This is a genomic window from Phenylobacterium sp. (genome assembly GCF_031984885.1).
Classification (GTDB): domain Bacteria; phylum Pseudomonadota; class Alphaproteobacteria; order Caulobacterales; family Caulobacteraceae; genus Phenylobacterium.
This window is the reverse complement of record NZ_DAMABV010000007.1, coordinates 103,047-128,748: the sequence shown is the minus strand read 5'-3', so window position 1 is coordinate 128,748 and position 25,702 is coordinate 103,047. Positions and strand designations below refer to the sequence as shown.

24 protein-coding genes are annotated in these 25,702 nt (G+C 68.3%); 10 read left to right on the top strand and 14 right to left on the bottom strand.

The annotated features are described in order from the left end of the window. Positions 1–71: 71 nt before the first annotated feature. Entirely contained in the window at positions 72–1,061 is a 990-nt protein-coding gene (locus RTL41_RS12450) for a hypothetical protein (protein WP_312164845.1), read from the bottom strand. 264 nt (positions 1,062–1,325) lie between these two features. On the opposite strand from RTL41_RS12450, the gene RTL41_RS12445 reads away from it, so the two are divergent. Both RTL41_RS12445 and RTL41_RS12440 read left to right on the top strand, forming a co-directional pair. Continuing rightward, complete coding sequence (locus tag RTL41_RS12445; RefSeq protein WP_312164844.1) at positions 1,326–3,056, top strand: ATP-dependent endonuclease; 1,731 nt, start codon at positions 1,326–1,328, stop codon at positions 3,054–3,056. Continuing rightward, positions 3,053–4,756: an ATP-dependent helicase gene (locus RTL41_RS12440; RefSeq protein WP_312164842.1), complete on the top strand. Its 1,704-nt coding sequence runs from the start codon at positions 3,053–3,055 to the stop codon at positions 4,754–4,756. The genes RTL41_RS12445 and RTL41_RS12440 overlap by 4 nt, the downstream gene beginning before the upstream one ends. A 249-nt stretch (positions 4,757–5,005) precedes the next feature. Here RTL41_RS12440 and RTL41_RS12435 read toward each other — a convergent pair whose 3' ends face one another. Beyond that, positions 5,006–6,616 carry a reverse transcriptase domain-containing protein gene (locus tag RTL41_RS12435; RefSeq protein ID WP_312164840.1) on the bottom strand — a complete coding sequence of 537 codons (1,611 nt, stop codon included), beginning with the start codon at positions 6,614–6,616 and terminating at the stop codon, positions 5,006–5,008. 415 nt (positions 6,617–7,031) lie between these two features. Next, entirely contained in the window at positions 7,032–7,700 is a 669-nt protein-coding gene (locus tag RTL41_RS12430) for a hypothetical protein (protein WP_312164838.1), read from the bottom strand. A 394-nt stretch (positions 7,701–8,094) separates the two neighbouring features. Here RTL41_RS12430 and RTL41_RS12425 point away from each other — a divergent pair, with 394 nt between their 5' ends. The 4 genes from RTL41_RS12425 (at position 8,095) to RTL41_RS12410 (ending at position 11,314) form a co-directional block, all read left to right on the top strand. Next, entirely contained in the window at positions 8,095–8,460 is a 366-nt protein-coding gene (locus RTL41_RS12425) for a hypothetical protein (protein ID WP_312164836.1), read from the top strand. A 148-nt stretch (positions 8,461–8,608) separates the two neighbouring features. Beyond that, positions 8,609–9,814 (top strand): saccharopine dehydrogenase family protein, encoded by a 1,206-nt coding sequence (locus RTL41_RS12420; RefSeq protein WP_312164834.1) that lies wholly within the window; start codon positions 8,609–8,611, stop codon positions 9,812–9,814. Positions 9,815–9,816: 2 nt separating this feature from the next. Next, complete coding sequence (locus RTL41_RS12415) at positions 9,817–10,989, top strand: carboxynorspermidine decarboxylase (protein WP_312164832.1); 1,173 nt, start codon at positions 9,817–9,819, stop codon at positions 10,987–10,989. 85 nt (positions 10,990–11,074) lie between these two features. Further along, entirely contained in the window at positions 11,075–11,314 is a 240-nt protein-coding gene (locus RTL41_RS12410; RefSeq protein WP_312164830.1) for a PIN domain-containing protein, read from the top strand. A gap of 3 nt (positions 11,315–11,317) precedes the next feature. On the opposite strand, the gene RTL41_RS12405 is transcribed toward RTL41_RS12410, so the two are convergent. Next, on the bottom strand, positions 11,318–12,004 hold the full coding sequence (locus RTL41_RS12405; protein ID WP_312164827.1) for a TetR/AcrR family transcriptional regulator: 687 nt from the start codon (positions 12,002–12,004) through the stop codon (positions 11,318–11,320). Between the two features lie 50 nt (positions 12,005–12,054). On the opposite strand from RTL41_RS12405, the gene RTL41_RS12400 reads away from it, so the two are divergent. After that, positions 12,055–12,540: a DinB family protein gene (locus RTL41_RS12400; protein WP_312164825.1), complete on the top strand. Its 486-nt coding sequence runs from the start codon at positions 12,055–12,057 to the stop codon at positions 12,538–12,540. Positions 12,541–12,608: 68 nt separating this feature from the next. Here RTL41_RS12400 and RTL41_RS12395 read toward each other — a convergent pair whose 3' ends face one another. After that, positions 12,609–13,349 (bottom strand): SDR family oxidoreductase, encoded by a 741-nt coding sequence (locus tag RTL41_RS12395; protein ID WP_312164823.1) that lies wholly within the window; start codon positions 13,347–13,349, stop codon positions 12,609–12,611. A gap of 96 nt (positions 13,350–13,445) precedes the next feature. Between RTL41_RS12395 and RTL41_RS12390 the strand changes: the two genes are divergently transcribed. Both RTL41_RS12390 and RTL41_RS12385 read left to right on the top strand, forming a co-directional pair. Continuing rightward, positions 13,446–14,345 carry an AraC family transcriptional regulator gene (locus tag RTL41_RS12390; RefSeq protein WP_312164821.1) on the top strand — a complete coding sequence of 300 codons (900 nt, stop codon included), beginning with the start codon at positions 13,446–13,448 and terminating at the stop codon, positions 14,343–14,345. Positions 14,346–14,411: 66 nt separating this feature from the next. Continuing rightward, positions 14,412–15,245: an alpha/beta fold hydrolase gene (locus RTL41_RS12385; protein WP_312164819.1), complete on the top strand. Its 834-nt coding sequence runs from the start codon at positions 14,412–14,414 to the stop codon at positions 15,243–15,245. On the opposite strand, the gene RTL41_RS12380 is transcribed toward RTL41_RS12385, so the two are convergent. Further along, complete coding sequence (locus RTL41_RS12380; RefSeq protein WP_312164817.1) at positions 15,242–15,922, bottom strand: Crp/Fnr family transcriptional regulator; 681 nt, start codon at positions 15,920–15,922, stop codon at positions 15,242–15,244. The genes RTL41_RS12385 and RTL41_RS12380 overlap by 4 nt on opposite strands. Positions 15,923–16,004: 82 nt before the next feature. Between RTL41_RS12380 and RTL41_RS12375 the strand changes: the two genes are divergently transcribed. Continuing rightward, the gene (locus tag RTL41_RS12375) at positions 16,005–16,832 is read left to right on the top strand and encodes a TauD/TfdA family dioxygenase (protein WP_312164815.1); all 828 of its coding nucleotides are present in this window, start codon (positions 16,005–16,007) and stop codon (positions 16,830–16,832) included. A gap of 2 nt (positions 16,833–16,834) precedes the next feature. On the opposite strand, the gene RTL41_RS12370 is transcribed toward RTL41_RS12375, so the two are convergent. The 8 genes from RTL41_RS12370 to RTL41_RS12335 form a co-directional block, all read right to left on the bottom strand. Next, entirely contained in the window at positions 16,835–17,821 is a 987-nt protein-coding gene (locus tag RTL41_RS12370) for a type II secretion system F family protein (RefSeq protein WP_312164813.1), read from the bottom strand. Positions 17,822–17,826: 5 nt separating this feature from the next. Then, positions 17,827–18,804, bottom strand: coding sequence for a type II secretion system F family protein (locus RTL41_RS12365; RefSeq protein WP_312165128.1), 978 nt, complete (start codon positions 18,802–18,804; stop codon positions 17,827–17,829). A 6-nt stretch (positions 18,805–18,810) separates the two neighbouring features. Continuing rightward, positions 18,811–20,340, bottom strand: a complete 1,530-nt coding sequence (locus RTL41_RS12360; RefSeq protein WP_312164812.1) for a CpaF family protein — start codon at positions 20,338–20,340, stop codon at positions 18,811–18,813. After that, positions 20,341–21,819, bottom strand: coding sequence for a CpaE family protein (locus tag RTL41_RS12355; protein WP_312164810.1), 1,479 nt, complete (start codon positions 21,817–21,819; stop codon positions 20,341–20,343). Next, positions 21,819–22,502 carry a CpaD family pilus assembly lipoprotein gene (locus RTL41_RS12350; protein ID WP_312164808.1) on the bottom strand — a complete coding sequence of 228 codons (684 nt, stop codon included), beginning with the start codon at positions 22,500–22,502 and terminating at the stop codon, positions 21,819–21,821. Before RTL41_RS12350 ends, RTL41_RS12355 begins: the two co-directional genes overlap by 1 nt. Then, positions 22,499–24,088, bottom strand: coding sequence for a type II and III secretion system protein family protein (locus RTL41_RS12345; protein ID WP_312164806.1), 1,590 nt, complete (start codon positions 24,086–24,088; stop codon positions 22,499–22,501). The genes RTL41_RS12350 and RTL41_RS12345 overlap by 4 nt, the downstream gene beginning before the upstream one ends. After that, positions 24,085–24,948 carry a Flp pilus assembly protein CpaB gene (cpaB, locus tag RTL41_RS12340; protein ID WP_312164804.1) on the bottom strand — a complete coding sequence of 288 codons (864 nt, stop codon included), beginning with the start codon at positions 24,946–24,948 and terminating at the stop codon, positions 24,085–24,087. The genes RTL41_RS12345 and cpaB overlap by 4 nt, the downstream gene beginning before the upstream one ends. Before the next feature lie 141 nt (positions 24,949–25,089). Beyond that, a complete protein-coding gene (locus RTL41_RS12335; RefSeq protein ID WP_409418331.1) occupies positions 25,090–25,608 on the bottom strand; it encodes a prepilin peptidase in 519 nt (172 codons plus the stop codon). Between the last annotated feature and the right edge of the window lie 94 nt (positions 25,609–25,702).

Below are 25,702 nucleotides of genomic sequence, written 5' to 3'. Positions count from 1 at the left end.
GTCGATTCGGAACGAAGTCGGAACCTACCATAGCGCCGCGCCCATCCGCGCGATCACGGGCCAAGCCGTCGCTACTCGGCGGTCGGATGGCGATCTCGGCTGAAGAAGGCGATCTCGGCATCGAGGTGTTGAAGGCATCGGGAGTCGCCTTGCTCGCGGTCTTCGTCAGTCAGGATCGTGTTGCAGACTTCGCAACGGAGCTCGTATCCGCCCTTACCGCAGGAGGCGCACTCTCCCTCGTCGACCACCACTGCGACCTCGCCACAGGCATCGCATTTGAAGAGCGGGGCGAGGCCTCCCTGAGTGGCGGCTTCATATAGATCCTGGCCGAAATACTGGACGAGGGTTGGCCAGATGCGTGCCTTGGCTGGGAAGGTCCATCCGCATGCCCGACATTTGAAGCGGGCAGTGTCCTGCTCAACGTCATCGGGGTTCTCGAGCTCAAGCAGGTCGGAGCGACAATTCATGCACGAAAGGTCTGTCGCCGCGGCGCGGGCCATCGTGGGCGACCGCCAAAGCATGGTCTGGATTGACGCGCGGCTGCGCGCCAACTCTTCTTGGAAGACCGCCTCGTTCTCGAGCAGGAACTCCCAGCAATCAGGCTCGAGTTCGTCGACAGGATCCAGCTCCAAGACGTCGAAGAGGCGTCGGATCATGGTCGCCGACTGCGCCACCACCTCGCGCAGCTCCTCACGACTGCCAGAGTATCGGTAGTGTTCCAGGACATTTCGATGGATGGTCAGCTTACGCAGCGGGCCCCAATCGAGACGAATTCCGAGCTGACCGAACCGATCGACAACCTGTTGTTCGTCGACGGTCTTGTCGCCATGCCCCTTGAATGCAAGCTGGCCGGCCGGGTCCAGGCCTGGAACAATCCGCGCCTTGATCAGCACCTCGTCGCTCCCTGGCGGCGACAGGCACCGAAGCTTCTCCTTGCACAACAGGAGTATGCCGGCCTGAACATTGCGGACGGCCGAGGCAAGCCGCCGGGGATCGGATGATTTGAAGTCCTCGACTCCGATTTCGATGGACTGAACAGCGTTCGAAAGGAGCGAGTCCATGGGATCCTTTTGGAGGGCTATTGCGGATATAGAGCCTTTCCACGGGGTAGTTTTGCAAGAAGGCGGGCGTTGACGGAGTCGGCTGCGCCGAGGACGGAAGCTACTTGCCTCAAAGTGTCCCAGACGGTGTAGTCAAGCGCCCTAACCTCGCAGCCCTCGGTTACTCGTGTGAGGTAACAGTCACTGTACAACTGCAACTATACTGCGCAGCGGCGATGATTCTCCGAGCCCACCCGCGCGTGGATCTGCCGACGGGAGGATCGGGTGTATCTGTCCAAGTTGAGGATCGTGAATTTCCGCAAGCTCAAGGACGTGACCCTTGAGTTCCAGAAGGGCCTGAACATCCTCGTCGGGCCGAACAACGCCGGGAAGACCGCCGTGGTCGACGCCCTGCGCGCGCTGCTCGGCGGCATCGACGAACCCTACCCCAGGCTCAACGTCGATGACATTCACCACCCCAAGGGTGGCGAACCGTCCGGCTCGATCCTGTTCGAATTCACCTTCGCAGACCTGAGCCTGGATGACGAGGCCGAGTTCATGGCCGCCATCCGTCCGGACGACGACGGCAAGATGCACGCCTACTTCTCTGTCGCCTATTCCGAGCCGGACAAGGGCGGACGGCTGCAAGCCAAGCGCTGGTGCGGGGAGCACCGTGAGAACGGCCTGACCACGGAGATGGGCGACCACCTGCGCGGCGTCTACCTGCCGGCGTTGCGCGACGCCTCCCAGGGCCTGCGGCCGAGCCGAGGCAGCCAGCTCGCGCGGCTGCTGCAGATTCTGACCGACGACGCAGGCAAAGAGGCGGTCAACGCAGCGCTGCTGGAGCTGGACAAGACCCTGAAGGCCCACGAGCCGATCAAGAGCACCCAGGCCGCTATCACTGGGCGCCACGAGTCGATGCTCGGCGATCAACTGGCTCAGGCCTTAGAGATTGGCCTCAGCGCCAGCGACTTCCAGCGTCTGGCCGCGCGCCTGTCCATCTCCGTCGATCAGTTCGAAATCGATCAGAACGGCCTCGGGTTCAACAACCTCATCTACATGGCCGTCGTGTTGAGCGAGATGGCCAAGAACACCGACGCGGCCTACCGCGGCCTGATTATCGAGGAGCCGGAAGCCCACCTGCATCCGCAGCTCCAGGCGGTGCTGCTCCGCTACCTGGCCGACATCCAGAAGACGGTCGCGGGCGAAAAGCCCGTCCAAATCTTCGTCACCAGCCACTCGCCGAACTTCGCCAGCATCGCGGAGTTGAACACCCTAGTCTGCTTGGTGGACCAAGGCGGTCACGTCGAGGCGTTCCAGCCTCGCTCGATCAAGTTCGCCAAAGGCAAGCGCGAGAAGCTGGAGCGCTACCTCGACGTCACCCGCGCCGAAATCTTCTTCGCCCGCCGGATCATTTTCGTGGAGGGCGCGGCCGAGCTGATGCTGGTCAGCGTGCTGGCCGAGCTCGCCGGCTTCAAGCTGCGGGACTACGGGGTCAGCCTGATCAGCGTCGAGGGCCTGAACTTCGACTGCTTCCTGCCCCTGTTCGGTGAGAAGGCGTTGAAGATTCCGGTGTCGGTGATCACCGATGCCGATCCCACGGATGACAAGGGAAAGGCCCTCTACCCCGCCGCCGGCGACACGGTCACGGTCTCCGACAACACAAAGAAGATGCAGGACTTGGCGGACAGCCTGGTCAAGGTTTTCCATGGCCAGAAAACCTTGGAATACGACCTCGCCCTTGAGCCCGAGAACGTCGCCACCATGCTGACCGCGCTCAAGGAGATCCACCCACAGATCGGAGCGGACCTGGACGCGACGGTGACGGCGTTGGCCGGCCCGCCCGCCCGGGCGCGAGCGCTATTCAGCGGGATGTTCGAGCGGGAGCAGAACAACGTCCAGAAGGGCAAGTTCGGCCAGGCGCTCGCCCAGGCCCTCCTAGCGACTGGAGCCACCCGCAAGGTCCCGCAATACATCCGCGATGCCATCGCCCACGCATGCCAGGCCGAGACATGACCAGCCTTTCCGGCGAGCAGGAGGCGGTGATCGCAGCCGGTCTCGGCCCGCTTGCCGTGCTCGCCTGCGCCGGCAGCGGTAAGACGCGCACGGCGGTCCATCGCCTCGTCGAGGTCCGCCGCCGCCTCGACCGCGCTCGCGGGCGCGTCGCGCTGCTGTCGTTCTCCAACATCGCGGTCGACACCTTCCGGCGCGATTTCGCCGCGCTCTGCGAGGCCAGGTCAATTCCACCTGGCGGCGGGGTCGAGATCGATACGATCGACGGGTTCATCACCGCCAACATCCTACGCCCGCATGCCTATCGCGTGATGAAGGCGCCTCGCGCCGCGTTCCTGGTGTCGGGCTCGGAGCCGTTCCTGAAGGGCTTCACCCTACCGCCGCTGTCGAAAGGCGCTCCGCCCATCTCTGTCGGTCAGATCCACACCAAAGTGGTCGACCGGCGGTTCGAGTTCTTCCTCGACATCCGGGGCACCCAAGTCGCGCTCGACAAGTCCAAGGCGCTCGGACTGATCGAGCGGCTGGGCAAGGTGGGGGCCTACACCCACGACCTCGGCCGGTTCTGGACTTGCAAGGCGTTGATGGCCGAGGCCGACCTGTTGAAGGCCTTCGCCCACCGCTATCCCGAAATCCTGGTGGATGAAGCGCAGGACATTGGTTCGGCGCAGCAGGCCATCCTGGGCCTGTTGGCGAAGACGGGCTCCTCCGTCACCCTGATCGGCGATCCGCACCAGGGCATCTATGAATACGCTGGCGCCGACGGCGCCTATTTGCGCGGTCACTCGACAACTCCCTACTCGCTCAGCCGGAACTACCGATCGATCCCGGCCATAAACGAGATCGCCCAGCGCTTGGCCGGCGAGACCGGCGAGACCCATCGGCGGTCGGTCGGGCCGCCCGCCGGCGCCTATGCCGTCGCCTACGTGCCCAACGGCCACGACGCGCTGATTGCGGCCTTCCGTCAGGCCATCGAGGCTTGTGGCCTGGATGTCGGTCGAAGCGCCGTGCTGTGCCGGGCCACCTCACTAGTGGAGACCATCACCGGCGGCGGCACCGCGCTGGGTGCCGGCGCAGTGCGCATGCTGGCGCGGGCCGCGGCGCTTCGCGATGGGCGCGGAGAGTATCACCGCGCCTTTCGCCTGGTCGCCGAAGCGCTGGAGCAATCGCTGCTGGAGACCCCGCCGGAGGGATTCGCCCATAACCTGCTCGACCCGAAGCGTCATCCCGAGCTTCGGCCGGTCCGCCGCCTGATCTGGAACTTCGTGCGCTCGCGCACCGACGGGCTTCCCGGCGCCCACCTACAGGCCAACACGGACTGGCTGGACGCCTTACGGATCTCGACCCAGGTGTTACTCACAGCGATCGAGGCCAGCACCGGCCTGGCGGCGGCGTCCAACCTGGCCATGCGGCTCAGCGCCAAGGCTTTGCCCTCGACGCCGGTGTCGACTGTGAAGGCCGATCCTGTCAAGCCGCTTCGCGTCGACACGGTCCACGGCGCCAAGGGCGAGACCCTCGATGCGGTGCTCTACATCGCCACCAAGTCACACCTCGAAGGGATGCTCGCGGGCACGGGCAGCGAGATCGGGCGCATCGGTTATGTCGCCGTCACCCGCCCCCGCGACCTCCTCTGGATTGGTGTCCCCGCCGCCGACTTGAAGGCCATGAAGCCTAGACTGGAAGCGTTAGGGTTCACCGTCTTGTAGATTCGGCGACGCCCGCCACCAAGGCCCCGTGCTGCAGCATGCTTTAGGACGTACAATACAGCGACGCCGCGCCTACACGTGCAAATCTACCTGTAGCAGGCGCGACCGAGCTGGCAGCGTGCGGTCTGAAGGTCTGCTTTCGATCCCAAGGGCAACGTCCGCAAGTGGCGCGGCGACCGCGCTTCGCCCGGAAGGCTCAAAGTCAGCAGGGTGCCGCTACGCGACATCAGCCCACATCTGGAAGCCGCCCTATGGCGAGCTCGAAGGCGGCGGCGCGACGGCGCTTGCTGTCTTGGACGCATCAATAAGCTTCGCAAGTTCGGTAAGGTCGACGCCCAGCTGGCGGTGCTCCAGCGGTCCACCTTTCTTGATCACAGCGAGGACCTGGTAGCGGCTGTTCACGATTGGGCCTCCGCTCATACCGTCCGGAAGAATCGCGTCGACCTCCACCATGCGGACGGCGCTTTTCGTCGAGCGTCCTACGATCTTCCCCTCCCTCACACTCAGTTCGTCGCCCGGTGCGTAGTCAGGGAAACCGAGCGCTTTGATGGGCTCGCCAGCCCGCTCGCCCCCCAGGGAGGCCTCCAGCCACGCTTGCTCAGAGACAGGAACATCGTGGTCGAGCAGCGCCAAGTCGGCATGCGCGCTGTACACGGGGCTCAGAGTAGCTGAGTATTTCAACGTGGGCTTATGAGGGCGATAAATCTCCGCCTTCCCGCCAGCCAAACCGGAAACAACATGCTCGGCGGTTACCAAGCCGCTTCCAGCGAGGAAGAACGCAGTGCCCTGCCCGCAATCACTGCCGTCAGGGCTTTCCCAGTCCACGACGAAAACAGCGTCGCGCGCGATCTCTTCATGCGTGGGATCAATGGGTAGCGGCGTCCCGGGAAAGTGCGTGTTGTAGCGCTTCGCAAGCGTTCGATAGGCGCTGAAGCTCCGGCCCCGAACCTGGGCCAACCATTCCAGTTGGCCTCTCAGCACCTGATCGAACGTACCCTTGTTGCCGGGGCGAGGCTCATATGCAGAAAGAGCTGCAGACACGCCGAGGGTGTCAAGCCGATGAAGACCCGCGCGAATGCTCCGCACATGGGTGCGCCTGATATTGGTGAACTCATTCACGATCAGGCCGGTCACCTCCTTGCGCGTACGCTTATCTGCAAACCACACCTTGCCCGGATTGATGCGAAACCCATTGCCCAAGATTAGGCTCTGCAGCTCCACTGAAAGCTCGGAAACTGCGATGCGGCCAGGTAGGGGGATCGCGTCAGCGAACAAGGCGGTGGGCTGCACGTAGCTTGAGAATGAAAGATCGTCGGCATAGCGCGTGTAGCGAAGGCGATGGCGGGCCGCGAAAGCCATCAACTCCTTATCGAGCCGGTGAGTGACCATGTTCGCTAGAATGGGCGACGTTGGTGCCCCTTGCGGCAGCTGATTGGCAGTTGTGCATAGGGTCGCGATCAAGTCCGCGTTCAACTGAGGCAAGCTGATTGCGGTAAGTAGCCCCCGAACGCGGTTTGTTGTGATCGAGCCGAAGTAATTCTCGAGGTCAAGATTCAGTAGAAAAGGTCTCGCCTGGTGCTGATTGGCGTTGGTGATCGCGCTCCTATCCGCCACAAAGCCATGCACAGGCGCTCGCCTGACATAGACGGATTGCAGCAGGGCGTAGAGCTTGCGCTGAAGGTACTTCAGGCGTGGCTCAGGGATCAGGAGAGTCCGCGACCCGCCACGGCGCTTCGGGACTGCGACGGCCGAGTAACGATAAGCAACGTATCGCTTCAGGAAGATGTACTCGGCCTTACCAAGGCCCAGGTACTTCAGCAGCGCTGCGTGGGACTGAAGCTCTACAGCGATCTTTCCCACCCGGCGGCGCCCCCCTCCTTCTCGATGGGTGACCATGCGTAATTCATGGCGTTCATCATCATTTCTATACACATTCAGTCAGACGTCGCAGCTACAACAACGCGGCATGCGAGGGGGGCACCTGGGGGCAGATTCATGACGCTGCGTCCTGCAGTCAAGCTTGGATCGCCCTTTGCGCGGCAAGGCGTCGTCCTGAACAGATCGCCCGTTCAGAAGCATCCGCGGCTGACGGCGCAGTCGGTAACGGCGAGGCCGTGCGTGCGGATCCCACATCTCTCGTCGTGGGCAGATCGACTAGGCGATGACGTCACTGGTCGGCTCTCCAGAGAGTCCGCCTTCCGCACCGACAGGAGAGTCTGCTTGTGGCGCATTCGCGACCATGGCCGGCAGTTCACTTCTGCCTTAGGGCGCTCGGCTACGGCAGTCCGGTCAAGGCCACGACATGCAGGCCGGTGACCCCATTGTTCTTTGCCTCGGCTGAGAGCACGGCTTCGAAAATTCGAACGTCAACTTGGGTGAGGCGGACAGGATTGCGAAGCTTGTACGCACGCCACGCGCCGCTGCGTCCGGCGGCGACCCACGTCGAGCCCCTCGCCCTGAGCCAATCCGACGTCTTCTGCTGGGCGGCCGGCTCGCCGGTCGTGAGGATCGTGCACACCCCGACGTTCGGCTCGAGATAAGTTCGACTGGCAGAGCCCGGGTTGACCGCCGCCTGATGACTAAAGCTCGGCTCGGTCTGGATCACCGGGAACAGCGAGCCAAAATCAAAGCTCGAGATCATGGGCCTTGGCCCATTGATCTGCTGCCATTCGGCGCGCTGCCTGGCGACTACGAAGACGTTCTGGTCGACCGTGATGTGGCTAAGAATGAATGCGCAATAGCGGACCGCCGAAAGGTGGTCGCTCACCGGAAGCGACAATTCGTCGAGTTCGGCGAGCGCCGCGGCAGAGAACGAAGCGGGTGGTGGCGCCGTCGCTTCCTCCAACGCTCGTTCCGCGGCCTGGATGTAGGCGTCAGTCGGGTTCGTACTCTGACATCCAGGTAGCAAGAGCAGAGCCGACAAAGGTGCAATCAGGCGCTTCATCGCTCCAAGGTAGCGAACCTAGCTTTGAGGGAAGTAAACGCCGCCGAGCAGCGGGTAGCGTGGCCTCTATACCCACATTGGGTCGGATGCGTTTGTTGACGGGGTCACCGGCAGCAGACCTTCGCAAGCCCGCTTTCGGCCCTTCAACTGATGTCCGCTGCTGGCGCTGAACGGTCCCCTCCGGTGGGGTCCCGCCCGCAGATCAAGGGCGGACACGCCGGTTTCGATCGGCTGGCCGCGACCTGGGACAGCGCCTCGCGGGTGATCCGCATCAGGTCGCGGTTGTAGCGCGCGATGACGGCGGCCTCCCCGCCGGCCGATCCTCGAACAAGGCGTCACGTCCTGGCGACGGAAGCGTCGCGGGACTGACGCAGAGGCCAGGCAGGCTGGCGGCATGCGATTCGCGGCGCCGCTCGTCCTGGCTCTTGCGCTGGCGGCGAGTTCGGCCAGCGCCGCGCCGCCGATCGAGGCGGCGTTCGGCAACACCGTGGTCTCGACCTTTCCCGACGGCAAGACCCAGCACATCTGGCTCGACAGCGACGGCGGCTATACGGCCGCCGGCCGGCGGGGGCAGCCCTCCAGCGGGCGCTGGAGCCTGAAGGCCGACGAGATCTGCCTGCGCCAGCTACGGCCGTTCCCGGCCCCGATCGTCTATTGCACGCCGGTGCCGAAGGACGCGGCGACCGTCGCCTGGACGTCGAAGGCGCTGAACGGCCAGCCGGTCCGGCTGCAACTGGTGCGCGGGCGGTTCCCGCAATGACCAGATGAGGGGTGGGTCTCCTTGTCGCGCGCGCAGCGGGCGTTGCTCTAGGGGGTGGGCACGGCCTATCCCGACCTCGTATAAGGCCCGCCGCCGCGCGTCGGGGTCGACGGGCGGCGGCACGGATTTGACGTCGGGAGTTGGATAGATGAGCAAGGTGCTTGTGATCGGCGCCGGTGGCGTCGGGTCGGTCGCCGTCCACAAGATGGCGATGAACCCGGACGTCTTCTCTGAAATCACGCTGGCGAGCCGTCGCCGCGCCAAGTGCGACGCCATCGCCGCCTCGGTGAAGCAGCGCACCGGCGTGAGCGTCGCGACCGCCGAACTGGACGCCGACGACATCGATGCGACCGCCGCGCTGATCGAGGCGGTGAAGCCCGCCCTGGTGGTCAACCTGGCCCTGCCCTACCAGGACCTCTCGATCATGGAGGCCTGCCTGAAGGCCGGGGCGAACTATCTCGACACCGCCAACTACGAGCCGCGCGACGAGGCGAAGTTCGAATATAGCTGGCAATGGGCGTACCAGGAGCGGTTCAAGGACGCCGGGCTGATGGCCGTGCTCGGCTGCGGCTTCGATCCAGGCGCGACGTCGGTGTTCGCCGCCTATGCCCGCAAGCACCTGCTCGACCGGATCGACACGCTCGACATCCTCGACTGCAACGGCGGCGACCACGGCCATCCGTTCGCGACGAACTTCAACCCCGAGATCAACCTGCGCGAGGTCACCGCGCCCTCGCGCCACTGGGAGAACGGCCAGTGGGTGGAGGGACCTGCCCTGGCCCACAAGCAGGCGTTCGACTTCGCGCAGGTCGGCGAGCGGAACATGTACCTGATGTACCATGAGGAGCTGGAGTCGCTGGCCAGGTTCTTCCCGGAGATCGGGCGCATCCGCTTCTGGATGACCTTCGGCGACAGCTATCTGAAGCACCTGGAGGTGCTGTCGAACGTCGGCATGACCCGCATCGACCCGGTGCGGTTCCAGGGCGTGGACATCATCCCGCTGCAGTTCCTGAAGGCGCTGCTGCCCGAGCCCTCGTCGCTGGGCCCGGTCACCCGCGGCAAGACCAATATCGGCGTCATCGCCACCGGCCGGAAGGACGGTCGCGAGAAGACGGTCTACATCTACAACGTCTGCGACCACGAAGAGGCCTATGCCGAGACCGGCAGCCAGGCGGTCAGCTACACCACCGGCGTGCCGGCGATGATCGGCGCCTTGCTGCTGCTGACGGGCGCCTGGCGGGGCGCGGGCGTGTTCAACATGGAGCAGCTCGACCCCGATCCGTTCATGGCGCAGATGAACCGCCAGGGCCTGCCCTGGCAGGTTCAGGACCTGCCCGCGCCGCTCGCCTTCTGAAGATGGAGACCCAAGCCGGCGGCCCGGGGGCCTTCGCCCGTTTCGACCTTCACCGCGTGCCCTCGCCCTGCTTCGTCGTCGACGAGGCGGCGGTGCGCAGGAACCTGGCGGTGCTGCAGGACGTCGCCGAGCGCGGGGGCGCCAAGGTGCTGCTGGCGCTCAAGGCGTTCTCGATGTGGGCGCTGGCCGATCTCGTCGGCGAACACCTTCACGGGGTCTGCGCCTCCGGGCTGTGGGAAGCCCGGCTGGCCCGCGAACACTACAGGGGCGAGCTGACCACCTATTCCCCCGCCTACCGCGCCGAGGACCTGCCCGAGATCCTGCGCCTGTCCGACACGGTGATCTTCAACTCGCCGGCCCAGATCGCCCGTTTCGCGGACCTGATCGCCCAGGTGCGGGCCGAGGGGGCGGTCTTCGAGATCGGACTGCGCCTCAATCCCGAGCACAGCCAGGCCGCGGTCGCCAAGTACGATCCCTGCTGCCCCGGATCGCGCCTGGGCTTTCCGGTGTCGCAACTGCGGGCCGAACACCTGCAGGGGGTCGACGGCCTGCACATCCACGCCCTGTGCGAGCAGGGCTTCGAGCCGCTGCGCCGGATCTGGGCGGCGATGGAACCGCGGCTGGCGGGGCCGCTGGCGGGCCTGAAGTGGATCAACCTCGGCGGCGGGCACCACATCACCCGCGCCGACTATGCGCGCGAGGACCTCGTCGCCTTCCTGCGCGAGATCGGCGAACGGCATGGCGTCGAGGTCTATCTCGAGCCGGGCGAAGCGATCGCGCTGGACGCCGGGATCCTGGTGGGCGAGGTCCTCGACGCCTTCGACAACGGCGTGCGCGTCGCGATCACCGACATCTCGGCGACCTGCCATATGCCCGACGTGCTGGAGGCGCCCTACCGCCCGGCGCTGCTGAACGAAGCCGAGCACGGCGCGCCCGTCCGCCTGGGCGGCCCCTCCTGCCTGGCCGGCGACGTCATCGGTGACTACCTGTTCGGCGAGCCCCCGGCGCCGGGAACGCGCATCGCCTTCCTCGACCAGGCGCACTACTCGATGGTCAAGACCACGACGTTCAACGGCGTGCCCCTGCCCGCCATCGCGCTCTGGAACAGCCAGTCCGACGCCCTGCGGCTGGTCCGCCAGTTCGACTACGCCGACTTCCGCGACCGGCTGTCCTGATCGGCGGCGGCCGACGGCCTCTGCATCTCGACGATCGTGCTGACCGAGCTGCTTCACGGCGCTGCCCGAACACAATCGCAACGAGGTGGAGCGGTTCGCTTCGCGCCTGGAGGTCCTCGCGTTCGACGACGTCGCCGCCGACCACGCGGCCGAGATCCGCGCGAGCCTGGAGCGCCGCGGCCAGCCGATCGGCGGATATGACCTGCTGATCGCCGGTCACGCCCGGAGCCGGGGCCTTACGGTCGTGACCGGCAATCTGGCGGAGTTCGGGCGAGTCGAGGGCCTGCGGTGCGAGGACTGGCTGGCGATCCGCTCGCCGCCGTAGCCGTCAGGCGACGGCGCGGGGGCGCAGGTAGCCGATGACCAGGCGGGCGGCTTCGTCGACCAGGGTTGCGACGGCGTCGCCCGCGAGGATGTCGGCGCGGTGGATGACCGCGGTGTGGGTCAGGGCCTCGATCGAGGTCACGCAGACGAAGGCCGCCAGGTCCAGGTCGAGGTCGCCCAGCTCGTCGCGGTGATCCTCCAGGTAGCCGCGGAAGAGGCCGTGGGCCTCGCGGTGGAAGAGCTCGACGTCCGCCAGGGCGCCGGTGCGCGGGGTCTGCTCGGCCAGGACGCGGTGCAGTTGGGGATCGATGCGGTGCGCCTCGATCGCGGCGGCGACCAGGGTCCGCACGCCGGTCTCGATCGGCGCGGCCGCGACCTGGGCCAGGGCGTCGCCGGTGACCCGCATCAGGTCGCGGTTGTGGCGCGCGATGACGGCGGCGACCAGCGCCTCCTTGCCCGGGAAATACTGATAGAGCGAGCCGATGCTGACGCCGGCCTGGGCGGCGATGCGGTTGGTGCTGGCCCGCTCAAAACCCTCGCGCACCAGAATGCGAGCGGTCGCCTCGACCAGGGCGTCGACCGTCGCGCGGGACCGCGCCTGGGAGGCGTTTTTCCTCGGGTTTGTCAGCGGCCTGCGCGCCAGGGTCCTCAAGCTCCGAATGCGAGTAGGAAGTTGCGAGCTATTACTCATATTCTTGCCGAAGAAGGCCAGTAAATCAATGCCCTAATGGAGATTGGATCTTGACCCGACCGCCCTATGCCCAGCTCATGGCCGTCAAACGATGGGCCGATCGCGGCCTCTGCGAGGCGGTCGACCGGAACCTGGAGCGACTGACCGAGCAGGAGACCGAGATCCTCCTGCGCATCTTCGACCACATCCATGCGGTCGACCGGATCTTCCAGCACCACCTGCTGGGGCGCCCGCACGGCTACCGGGCGGCGCGCTCGGAGGTGCTGCCGACGTTCGAGGCGCTGGCGGCCGGCATGCGCGAGGTCGACGACTGGTACGCCACCTATGCCGAGGACCTCTCGGCGGAGGACTTCGAGCAGCCGGTGGACTTCGTCTTCACCAGCGGCAAGCCGGCGCGCATGCGGCGCGGCGAGATCCTGCTGCACGTCAGCCTGCACGGCGTCTATCACCGCGGCAACGCCGGCGCCGTCCTGCAGTTGAAGGGCCTCGATCCCAGCCCCGAGTCGATCACCGACTATCTCGAGGCGGCGGCGTAGGCGGAATACCCGCGTGTCATCCCGGTTTGCGCAGCAGGACCGGGATGACACGAGTGCGGCGACCCCGCCTAGCTGGCCGCCAGGGCCACGGCGTCGGGGCCGGCGGGATAGCGTAGCTGGCCCGTCGTGTCGTTGGCGGCGCGCCAGACGGCGTCGGCGACGTCGGCCTCGGTGGTGACCAGGGCGGGGGTGGCGAAGGCGTCCAGGATCGGCTGGGCGAAGGGCCGGTAGGGCTCGGGGACGGCCTGGGCGAGGTCGAGGTCGGAGTTCTGGGTGAAGCGGGTGGTCGGGCCATAGCCGGGCTCGACCAGCTTCACGCCGACGCCGAAGGCGCGCAGCTCGTGCTCCAGCGAGGCGGTGAAGCCCTCGATGGCCATCTTGCTGGCGGTGTAGACCGAGGCCAGCGGCATGGGCGCGAGGGTGACGCTGGAGGTGACGTTGACGATCACCCCCGACCGGCTCAGGCGGAACTGTGGGATCACCGCCTGGGTCATGGCCATCACCCCGAAGGTGTTGGTCTCGAACACCTCGCGCGCCTTGGCCATGGAGGTGGCCTCCAGCGCGCCGATCACGCCGATGCCGGCGTTGTTGACCAGGACGTCGATGCGGCCGGCGGCGTCGATGGCCGCGGCGATGCCGCCCGGACTGGTGACGTCGAGCCGGAGGACGCGCAGGCGCTCGGAGCGCGGCAGGATGTCCTCGCGCGGGGTGCGCATGGTGGCGATGACGTTCCAGCCCTGGTCGTGGAAGCGGCGGGCCGTGGCCAGGCCGTAGCCGGAGGAGCAGCCGGTGATGAGCACGGTCTTCATGGGGATGTCCTTTCGTGTCTGACGATCGGACGGTAGGCGGCGAACGTCGGACGATCTACGCTTCCTAGTCCGGATTTAGTTGGCTATCGTCCGGACATGATCGATCCCCTGTCGGAAGTCATCGCGCTGCTGCGGCCACGCACGGTGTTCACCAAGGGCATCAGCGGCGCCGGCCGCTGGGCGGTCCGCTATTCGGACTTCGGCCAGCCCAGCTTCTGCACGGTGATCGAGGGGCGATGCCGGCTGGCCGTCGACGGCCAGGAGAGCGTGACCCTGGAGACCGGCGACTTCGTGCTGCTGCCGGCGACGCCCGGCTTCACCATGTCGGGCTTCGAGCCCGCGACGGCGCGGTTCATCGACCCGAAGCTGACCCCCGCCCCGACCGACGAGGTCCGCCACGGGACGCCGGAGGGGCCGGCCGACGTGCGGCTGCTGGGCGGCTATTTCGTCTTCGACTCGCCGGACGCCGACCTGCTGGGCCCGCTGCTGCCGCCGATGGTGCACATGCGCGGCGCCGAGCGGCTGGCGACCCTGGTCCGGTTCCTGGGCGAGGAGGCCGACGCCCAGCGGCCGGGCCGCGACCTGGTGGTCTCGCGGCTGCTGGAGCTGCTGCTGGTCGAGGCGCTGCGCGCGGCCCAGGGCGAGGACGCGCCGCCGGGCCTGCTGCGCGGCCTGGGCGAGGCGCGGGTGGCGCCGGCGATCCGGCGGATGCACGAGGATCCGGCCCGGCCCTGGACGGTGGCGGACCTGGCCAGGGAGAGCGCGCTGTCGCGCTCGACCTTCTTCGACCGCTTCACGCGGGTCGTGGGCGTGCCGCCGATGGAATACCTGCTGACCTGGCGCATGGCCCTGGCCAAGGACCTGCTGCGCAGCAAGGTCGCGCTGGCGCAGGTGGCCGAGCAAGTGGGCTACGGCTCGGCCAGCACCTTCAGCACCGCGTTCAGCAAGCATGTCGGCCAGCCGCCCGGCCGCTATGCGCGAGCAGCCGCCGCCTAGCCGCGCGCGCGTCTTGCAGCGCCGCGGCAGGTCGTTATTCCTGGACGCAGGATGAGGAGAACAGGCATGGCCGAGACCCGCTTTCGCTATGAGGGCGCCGATGGGACGGCGCTGGCCGGGTTCCGCTGGAGCGGCGCAGCCGCGCCGCGGGCGCTGCTGCAACTGGCGCATGGGGCGGGCGAGCACGCCGGCCGCTATCGCGAGCGGCTGGCGCCGCTGGCCGAGGCCGGGTTCCTGATCTACGCCGCCGACCATCGCGGCCATGGGCTGACCTCGGGCATGAGCCACCTGGGCGACTTCGGCCCCGGCGGGGCGGAGGCCTGCGTGTCCGACATGGCGCAGTTGTCGAGGCTGGCGCGGGCCGAGCATCCGGGCCTGCCGCTGATCCTGATGGGCCATTCGATGGGCGCGATCTTCTCGCAGGCCTATCTGCGGGCGCACTCGGACCTGATCGACGCCGTGGTGCTGTCGGGAACCACCGGGCCGGGGCCGCGCTTCGAGGGGCCGGCGAACAGCATGTTCGACAATCCGCGTACGGACTATGACTGGCTGAGCCGCGATCCGGCCGAGGTGGACGCCTATGTCGCCGACCCGTTCTGCGGCATCCGCTTCAACGACGCCTCACAGGCCTCGTTCTATGGGCTCGCGGCCAAGGCGCTGTCGGCCGGCGACCTGGGCGCGATCAAGCCGGGGCTGCCGGTCTATGTGTTCGTGGGCGACCAGGACCCGATCAACAACCGGCTGAAGGCGCTGACGCCGCTGGTCGAGGCCTACCAGGCCGCGGGGCTGGACGTGACGCTGAAGGTCTATCCCGGCGGGCGCCACGAGATGCTGAACGAGACCAACCGCGAGGAGGTGGTCGCCGACCTGCTGGCCTGGCTGGAGGCCCGGCTGGCCTAGCTGGCGGCGACGCGCTCCAGCCGGCGAAGGTCGAGCAGGGCGACGGCGCCGTAGTCGAGGCGGACCATGCCCTCGCGCTGGAAGTCGGCCAGGTAGCCGTTCACGGTCTTGCGGGTCAGGCCGACCATCTCGGCCAGGGCCTGCTGGCTGAGCGCCAGGACCGGCTCGCCCTGGCGGGCGCGGGCCAGGGCCAGCAGCCGCGAGGCCAGGCGCTGGCGCGGCGGCAGGGCGATGGCGTCGGCGGCCATGTGCAGGGCGCCGCGCAGTTGCAGATAGACCAGGGAGGCGACCGCGCGCCAGATCTGCGGCCGGGTGCGGGCGATGCGCTCCAGCCCCGCGTCGGAGACCCGCAGCAGCAGGCTGGGCGCGGCGCAGACGGCGGTGACCAGCCGCGGGCCGCCGCCGAAGGCGATGGTCTGGCCCAGGGCCGCGCCGGCCCCGATCTGGTTGAAGCGCACCTCGCGGTCGCCCGGCGCCTGGCAGTAGAGATCGACCGCGCCCTCGACCACCGCCAGCAGGCCGGTCTGCTCGTCGCCCTCGGCCTGGGCCCAGCGGCCGGCGGCCAGCCGCGCCAGCGAGCCCTCGGCCAGCAGCGCCTGGGCCAGGTCCTCGCCATAGGGGGCCAGCCATCCGGCGGCGCGGAGCATGTCGAGGGCGGCCTGGCGATCGTCGGTCATCGGCCAATTGTAACTTGAGTGACAATCTTCGGCGAGCGGCGTTCTTAGGCTCCGCGCAAAGATCAGCGCCAGGGAGGCGACCATGAACGCCATCGTCCGCGAAACCGAAGGCTGCGGAGCCGAGATCGCCAATGTCGCCCTGGCCCGGGCCAGCGACGCCGAGATCGACCTGATCCGCGACACCGTCTACCGCCGCGGGGTGGCCTTCCTGCACGACCAGCACCTGACGCCGGAGGAGCATATCGCCTTCGCCGAGAAGATCGGGCCGATCGTGGTCAACCGCTACTTCCCGCCCTCGGAGAAGTATCCGCAGATCGCCAAGGTCGAGAAGACCGAGGCCCAGACCACCAATATCGGCGGCGGCTGGCACACCGACCACAGCTATGACGCCGAGCCGGCCATGGGCTCGGTGCTGCTGGCCATCGAGACCCCGCCGAGCGGCGGCGACACCCTGTTCGCCGACATGTACGCCGCCTACGAGGCGCTGTCGGACGGGCTGAAGACGACGCTGGCGGGGCTGAAGGCGATCCACGCCTCCGAGCACATCTATGGCAAGGAAGGCGTGTTCACCAAGACCGACCAGGCGCATCTGGCCGGGCACGACGACACGCCCAGCGCGGTGCATCCGGTGGTGATCACCCACCCGGGCAGCGGCCGCAAGGCGCTCTATGTGAACCCGGCCTTCACGCTGGGCTTCGAGGGCTGGAGCATGGAGGAGAGCCGCGCGCTGCTGGCCTATCTCTACCAGCACGCGGTCAAGCCGCAGTTCGTGCATCGCTTCTCGTGGAAGCCCGGCTCGATGGCGATCTGGGACAACCGCGCCACCTGGCACCAGGCGATGAACGACTATCAGGGCCGGCGCCGTCTGATGCACCGCATCACCATCGCCGGCGGGCCGCTGGCGGCGTAGCCTCAGCCGCCCGTGGCGCTGGCGGCCATCAGGTCGCGGACCTTGAGGGCGGCCGGCCCGAGGATGACGATGAACAGCACCGGCAGGAAGAAGACGATCATCGGGATGGTCAGCTTGGCCGGCAACTGGGCGGCCTTCTTCTCGGCCGCGGCGATGCGCATGTCGCGGTTCTCCTTGGCCATGACCCGCAGGGCCGCACCCAGCGGCGTGCCGTAGCGCTCGGCCTGGATCATCGCGGTGGTCACCGACTTGATGCCCGGGTGGTTGGTCCGGCGGGCGAGGCCCTCATAGGCCATGCGCCGTTCGGGCAGGTAGGAGATCTCGGCGGTCAGCAGGGTCAGCTCCTCGGCCAGCTCGATCGAGTTGCCGCCGATCTCCTGGCTGACCTTCTGGATCGCCGCCTCGATCGACATGCCGCTCTCGACGCAGATCAGCAGCAGGTCGAGCGCGTCCGGCCAGGCCCCGACGATGGATTCGCGGCGCTTCTGGGCGACGTTGCTGATGAAGACGTTCGGCGCGTAGTAGCCGCCCGTCAGGCCCGCCACCGCGAAGAAGAAACGGGTCATCGGCGGCAGGCCGAAATCGTTGACCAGGAACAGGTAGGCCCCGATCACCGTGAAGAACACGAAGGGCAGGATGAAGCGGAAGAAGTAGAAGGTGGAGACCGGCCGCGGGCCGCGGAAGCCGGCCTGGGCCAGCTTGTCGACCACCTGCGGGTCCTCCAGCAGCCGCGAGAGCTGCAGCCGTTCGACCACCCGCTTGTAAAGGCCTTCGTCGACGTGGCGCAGGCTGCTCTGGCCGCCGCGGACGGCCAGGGCCTCGCGCGACTTGCGGCGCAGCTCCTCGCGCCGGGTGGAGACCGACTTCAGCCGGGCCTCCAGGTTGCGGCGGTCCATCATCGGCATGGCGATGGTGATGATGGTGGCGAAGCAGATCACGGCGACGAACGCCGCCAGCAGGTTGGCCGGATTGGTGAGCGCCGCGATCATGCCGGTCAGAGCCTGAAATTGATCATCTTGCGCATCGAGAGGACGCCGAGCGTCATCCAGAAGGCGCCGATCATCAGCATGATGCGCCCGCGCGGGTCGGTGAACAGCGGGCCCATATAGTCGGGCGCGGTGATGAAGATCAGCGCCGCCACGGCCGGCGGCAGGCAGCCGATGATGGCCGCGGAGGCCACCGCCTCGGCCGACAGCGCCTTGACCTTCTCGCGCATCAGCTTGCGCGAGCGGATGACCGTCGAGAGGTTGCCCAGCGCCTCGGCCAGGTTGCCGCCGGTCTTGGCCTGGATGGCCAGCACGATGGCGAAGAACCGCACCTCCGGGGTCGGCATCTCGGCGTGCATCTTCTCGAGCGCCTGGTCGACGCTCATGCCCATGCCGATGCTCTCGACCAGGCGGTTGAACTGGCCGGCCAGCGGCTCGGCCGTCTCCTTGGCGATGACCCGCAGGCTGTCATGCACCGGCAGGCCCGACTTGATGCCGCGCACGACGATGTCCATGGCGTCGGGAAAGGTCTCGGTGAACTTCTTGATCCGCGTCTTGGCCATCGCCCCGACCACCCAGCGCGGCAGGCCCAGGCCGGTGGCGAAGGCCAGGCCGACGGCGACCAGCGGCGTGCCGGTGACCACCCAGGCGACGACCAGCACCGCGAAGGCCAGGGCGCCGCTGATCAGCCAGAAGGTCCCGACCTTCATCTCCAGCCCGGCCTGGCGGAGTTGGGCGGTGATGCTGAGCAGGGCCTTCTTCTGCTCGCGGTCCTGGTCCTTGAGGGTCTTGAGGATCTGCTTGCGGCGCTGTTCCTGGGCGGTGGCGGCGGGGCGGCGGCGGCCGGCCTCGCGGGCGTCCTCGGCGCCGACGATGACCTGGGCGCGCTTCAGCGTCTTGGCGTCCGCCGACGAGCCGCCGGCCAGGGCGAAGCCGACGCCGGCGATGGCGACGAACCCCAGGACCGCGATCAGCAACGTCATCAGCATCGGCTATTCCGCCGCGTCGAGGGCTTCGGCCAGCTCGCGCTCCAGCCCGTAGTAGCGGGCGCGGTCCCAGAAGCGGGGACGGGCGATGCCGGTGGAACGGTGGCGGCCCAGGACCCGGCCGTCGGCGTCGTCGCCGGTGATCTCGTAGACGAACAGGTCCTGGGTGATGATGACGTCGCCTTCCAGGCCGACGACCTCGGTGATGTGGGTGATGCGGCGCGAGCCGTCGCGCAGGCGGGCGGCCTGGACGATGACGTCCACCGAGCCGACGATCATCTCGCGGATGGTCCGCGAGGGCAGGCCGTAGCCGCCCATGGTGATCATCGATTCCAGGCGGCTGATCGCCTCACGCGGGGAGTTGGCGTGCAAGGTGCCCATCGAGCCGTCGTGGCCGGTGTTCATCGCCTGCAGCAGGTCGAACGCCTCCGAGCCGCGGACTTCGCCGACGATGATGCGTTCGGGACGCATCCGCAGGCAGTTCTTGACCAGGTCGCGCATGGTGATCTGGCCCTGGCCCTCGAGGTTGGGCGGCCGGGTCTCCAGGCGGACGACGTGCGGCTGCTGGAGCTGCAGCTCGGCGGCGTCCTCGCAGGTGATGACGCGTTCGGCCGGGTCGATGAAGGCGGTCAGGGTGTTGAGCAGGGTGGTCTTGCCCGAGCCGGTCCCGCCGGAGATGACCAGGTTGCACCGGCAGGCGCCGATGACGCCGAGAACCCGCGCCCCTTCGGGGCTGATGGAGCCGAACTCCACCAGGTTCTTCATGGTCAGCTTGTCCTTCTTGAACTTCCGGATGGTCAGGGTCGGACCATCCAGGGCCAAGGGCGGGGCGATGACGTTGACGCGGCTGCCGTCGGGCAGGCGCGCGTCGCAGATCGGCGAGCTTTCGTCGACCCGGCGGCCGACCTGGCTGACGATCCGCTGGCAGATGTTCATCAACTGGCCGTTGTCGCGGAAGCGGACATTGGTGAGCTGGACCTTGCCGCTGACCTCGATGAACACCCGGCCGGCGCCGTTGACCATGATGTCGGCGATGTCGTCGCGGGCCAGCAACGGCTCCAGCGGGCCATAGCCGAGGACATCGTTGATGATGTCCTGGACCAGGGTGTCCTGCTCGGCCACCGACATCGAGACGTTCTTGATCGCCACCAGCTCGGCGACGATGTCGCGGATCTCCTCGGCGGCCTGCTTGGCGTCGAGCTGGGCGAGCTGCGCCAGGTCGATCGTGTTGATCAGGGCGTTGAAGATCGTGGTCTTGGTGGCGTGGTAGTAGTCGCTCTGCTCACGGACGACCTGGGTGGCCGGGGCCGGGCCCTGGGCGGCGCGCAGTTGCTCGAAGCCGAGCGTCGGCTTGGGGCCGGCCGCAGGCTTGGCGGCGCGCTCGGTCGGCGGCGGCGTCTGGACCGGGGCGATCGGCGCGGCGGCGGGATCGACCCGCTGCGGCCGCGTGGCGATCGCCGCGCCTTCGGCGGGCGGCGGCGGCGGCGCCTGGCGCGGCGCCTGCGACCCGCCTTCTGTGGGACGCTTGCCGAACATCTACTTCTTCTTGAACAGGCTGGAGAGCAGCGAGGTCTTCTGGACCTGCGGCGGCTCGCGGCGGGCGATCTGCTGGGCCAGGTGGTCGAGCCCCTCGGCCGAGCGCGACTTGGGGCCGACCTCGCTGATCATCTGGCCGTTGTTGGCCGCCTGGCCGAACAGCTTGGGTTCGAACGGCAGGCAGAGGGCCGGCGTCAGGTCGAGGGCCTCGCCGAAGTCCTTGACCGGGATCTCGGGCCGGCCGGGCACGCCGACCTGGTTCAGCACCAGGCGGGGCGGGGCGTCGTTGGGCCGGGCGCGGCGCACCAGGTCGACGATGTTCTTGGCGTTGCGCAGCGAGGCCAGGTCGGGCGTGGCGACGATCACCAGGTCGTCGGAGGACAGCAGGATCTTGCGCTTCCAGGCGGACCAGACGTGCGGCAGGTCCAGCACCACGAAGGGGGCCGCGCCGCGGATCTTCTGGGTGACCTCCTCGAAGGCCTCGGCCGAGATGTCCCAGTCGGCGTCGAGCGTGGCCGGGGCGGCGAACAGCGACAGCCGCTCGGTGCAGCGCGCCATCATCCGGTCCATCAGCACCGGGTCGAGCCGGTCGGGCTGGCCCAGCGCGTCGGCGACGCCCTGCAGCGGGTCCTGGTTGAAGTCGAGCCCGGCGGTGCCGAACGGCAGGTCGAGGTCGACCAGCACCGCGCCGGTCTGCAGCCGCTCGCTGATCGAGTGGGCGACGTTGTGGGCGATGGTCGAGGCGCCCGCCCCGCCCTTGGCGCCGCAGAAGGCGATCTGGCGGCCGAGGAAGGGCGCGGAGGGATCGGCGTAGAGCCCGGTGGCGGTGCGGACCAGCAGCAGCGGGCTCAGCGGCGGGACCAGGTATTCCGACACCCCGCGGCGCATCAGCTCGCGATAGAGGGCGATGTCGTTGGCCGAGCCGATGACCACGACCTTGGTGCCCGGGTCGCAGACCTCGGCCAGGCGGTCGAGCTGGCCCAGCAGGACCGGGGGCGGATCGGCGCTCTCGACCATCACCAGCGAGGGCGTAGCCTGGTTCTGGTAGGCCTCGACCGCGGCGGCGAGCCCGCCCATCCGGGTGACCACCACGCCGCGCTCCATGCGGCGGTCGGCGGCGGCGGCCTCGGCGAACTCGGCGGTCTGCGGGTTGACGCAATAGATGTGGACCGTGATCCGCGGCAGGCTCGCCTCGCCGAAGGCCGCCTCGGCCCCGGCGAGCATGTCGTGCACGGGATTGGCGGCGGCCGGCGGCGGGGGCGGCGGCAGGGCCGAAACGCCCAAGTCGTCCGCCTCGGCGTCCAGGCGCGCCTCGGCGCGGACGGTCTCGCGCACCGGGGGCAGGTCGGCGAAGGGATCGCCGAACGGATCGGCCGCGGCGGCCGGCGGCTCGCGCCAGGACTCGTCCTGCGGCGCGGCGAACTCGTCGTCGGCGTCGAAATCGAGATCGAACGGATCGTGACCCTGCTGCGGCTTCATCACTTGACCACCTGCGAGACGGTTCCCTTCGCCTGGTCGTCCCGGGCCGCGGCGGTGACTTCGCCCTTGCGGTACTTGTCGAGCACCACGCCGCGCCGCTGGGCGTCGATGGCGGTGATCTCGGCCGGACCCAGCAGGTCGCCGGGATTGGCGATCTGGGCGGCGATGTTGGCGCTGACCGCGCAGCCGAAGTTCGATTGCACCTCGTTGGTCGCCGAGCGGGAGATGTTGCCCCACTCCAGGCCGCAGGTCGGAAGCGAGACGGCGTAGCGTTCGCGCCCGACGATCAGCGGCGCCCGGGGATCGCCCTTGGCCTCGTAGCCGGAGACATGCACCTGCGCGCCGTAGCTGGCCAGCAGCGCGCGGACCCCCTCGGTGGACCGCGAGACCATGGCCGGGTCGGGGCCGCCGACCGGGGCCTGCAGGGTGACCGGCCCGCGCCCGCCGGCGCGCCAGTCGTCCGCAAAGGCCGCCAGCGCGTCGGCCTGGGTGCTGGAAAGGCCCTGGGCGTGTACCGCCAGCATGATCCGTTCCGGCTGCGGCGCGACCTCTGGGGTCCAGAGCTCGGTGGGCGTCTTGGCGATCGAGGCGCGCGAGGGGGCCGGCGCCATCGGCGCGACCGTGGCGCAGGCGCCCAGCGCGGCCGTGGCGAGGAGGACGAGGGACAGGCGAGATGCGCTCATTCGATCACGTAGCCGTGGGGCCCCTGATAGCTGCGCCCCGATTGGGCCTGGGGATTGGCCTTGTAGGCCTTGATCAGCGAGCCCATCAGCACGGTCGACGGGTCGTCGGCGATGCGCAGGCCGTCGACCGGCGTCTGCAGGCGGCTGGGGCTGGTCGCCTCGACGATGTAGGGCGTGACCAGGATCACCAGCTCGGTCTCGCCCGCCAGGTAGTCGCGCGAGCGGAACAGCGTGCCCAGCACCGGCAGGGTGGTCATGCCCGGCAGGCTGTCGATGTTCTGCTTGGTCTTCTCCTGCAGCAGGCCGGCGATCATCATCGAGCCGCCCGAGGGCAGTTCGATGGAGGTCTCGGCGCGGCGCACGGTCAGGGCGGGAATGGTCAGGGCCGCGCTGGCGCCCGGGGTGCTGAGCGAGAAGGCGCCCTGGCTGGTCAGCTCGGAGACCTCGGTCGAGACCTTCAGCGCGATGCGGCCCGAGGACAGCACCACCGGGGTGAAGCCGAGGCCGACGCCGAAGGGCTTGAACTCGACGGTGACGCCGCCGTCCTTGTCCTGGGCGACGGGGATCGGGAACTCGCCGCCGGCCAGGAACCTGGCCGACTCGCCGGAGACGGCGCTGAGGTTCGGCTCGGCCAGGGTGCGGACCAGGCCGACGCGCTCGAAGGCCTTGATGGTCGCCTCGCCCTTGTTCAGGCCGGGGCTGCCGGCGGTGTCCTTGATCGTCGCGGTGTCCCAGTTGGAGGCCTGGGTCGCGTCGCGGACGACGACGTCGCACATCTTGGTGGTGTCGAAGGTGCAGGGGAACTGCATGACCGGCTGCTTGGTGGTGTTGGTCTGCCAGCCGCCGGTGATTCCGCCGAGCAGCGAGCCGTTGACCCCGAAGCCGGCGAGCGTGCCGAACTGATACTGGGTCTCGCCCAACTGGCCGAGCACGGCGTTGAGGTTGAAGCCCAACTGCTTGATGACGTTGCGCTGCATCTCGACGATGCGCACCTTGAGCATCACCTGGTCCTTGCCGGCGACGCCGAGCATGTTGATCACCTGCTCGGGCTTGGCGACGGCGGCGCGGGCGATCTGCATGGCCTTGTCGGCGTCGGCCAGATTGGCGACCTGGCCCGAGAGGATCAGGCTGTCGTTCATCGAATCGACCTGGACGCGCGAGCCCGGGACGATGCGGTTGATGGTCTGGGCGACGGCGGCGGGGTCCTGGTCGACGCGGATGTCGAGCGACAGGATGCGGCGGCCGGCGGCGTCGAAGAACACCGCGTCGGTGGTGCCGCTCTTGAGGCCCAGGATGAAGATCCGCCGCGGCGAGCGCAGCATGGCGTCGGCCACGCCCGGATTGGTGACCAGCACGTCGCGCACGTCGACCGGCAGTTCGACGATCGCCGACTTGCCGGTGGGAAGGTTGAGGGCCTGGGAGGCCGTGCCGCCCGTCAGGTTGACCCGCACGACCGCCGACTGCGCGGCCATGCCGGCGGCCATCGCCGGGGCGGCGGCCTCGGAGACCTGGGCCGACGCCGCGGCCGGCGCGAGGATGGATGCGCCCAGGGCGGCGAGCGCTATGAGGATACGGCGCGGCGTCATGGATTGGCGACCTCGGTGACCTGTCCGGCGCGGAAGACGCGCACGCCTTGCGCGGACGCCCGGCTGGCGACGCCGCGTCCGGGCGCGCCGCCGATATCTGCATAGGAACGAAGGGCGAGCTGCATCTCGCCCTGAGCCTTGCCGCGGGCCATCACCTCGACGTCGGCGGCGGGGATCTCGAGGGTGGCGACGCCGCCGACGATGGTCTTGGAGTCCTTGGCCGGCTCGATGTTCTGGTCGATCGCCAGGACGCGCACGTTGCGCATCAGCACCTCGGTGATCATCGCCTTGGAGCCGCCATTGGAGTCCTGCCGGCTTTGCAGGACGTCGACGCGGTCGCCCGGCAGGATGAAGCCGCCGGCCGCGGTCTCGGCGTTGATCGGCACGGCCATGGCGCGCATGCCCGGCTGCAGCACCACCGCCATGAAGCCGCTCTGCCCGGCGCGAACCACCTTGCGGGCCACGACGGGTTCGCCGAGGGCGAGGGCTTCCTTGACGATCGCGCCTTCGAAGGCCTGCATCGGGCCCTGGGGCGCGACCAGGTCGTTGGCGGCGCGGGCGGCCTTCTGCACCGCCTTGTCCGGCATCTTGGCCGGGAGGGCCGGCGCGGCGCCGTCGGTCACGAAGGCGGCGTTGAGCGCGTCGGCGGGCCAGGGCTGCCATCCGAGGTCGGCCGGCGTCAGCCGGGTCCCGATCGGCAGCTCGCGCTTGGCGACCAGCACCTGGACCACGGGGCGGGGCGGCGGAGCGGCGGCGACCGCTTCGGGCCGCTTTGGCGTCGCCATGCCGCGCACGATGAACGCCAGGCCGATGGCGGCGATCGCGGCGACGATCAGAATGACGATACGGACTTGACCCATGGATCGGCGCTCAAGGCTCCGCAGATGCGGGTATCAGGCGGGCGCGCCTGCAATCCGCCGGCGCACGCGATTCGGTCGTCCGGCCTTTTGCCGACTGGGCTTACTTGCGGTCCGCATAGTTAACGCGACCTAAAGCCACGGTTAGAAACCGGGCCAGGCCTGCATCAGGCTGGACGCCGGGAACGCCAGCAGGGCGCCGACCGCGATGGCCACGCCGTAGGGCACGCTTTCGGCCGGGTCCGCCAGGCGGCCGAACCAGGCCGGGCCGCTGAGCACGTAGGGACGCAGCATCGGCGAGCGCAGGCTGAGCAGGGCGAGCGCCAGGGCGCCGCCGGCCAGGCCGGTCATCACGACATACGAGATCATGGCCGGGCCGCCGAGCCAGAGCGCCGCCGCCGCGAACAGCTTGGCGTCGCCGCCGCCGATCCAGCGCAGGGCGAACATGGCCACGCCCGCCGCCAGGGCCGCTAGGCCGACCAGCAGGTGCAGGCCCATGACCGACGGACTGATTCCCAGCAGCAGGGCGGCCGGGACGAAGCCGAGGATCAGCAGGCCGGAGATCCAGTTGGGGATCGTGAAGCTGGTCAGGTCGCGCAGGCCGCCGACGACCACCAGCACCGGGAAGACGAGAAGCAGGACAGCCTGAAGAAGCGGGATCATTTCTGGATCGGTCCGAGAACTTTGTTCAGCGGCAATCTGCATCCGCAGCCGTGAATGGATGATTGAAAAGAAAAGGGCCGCTGCGAGAGCGGCC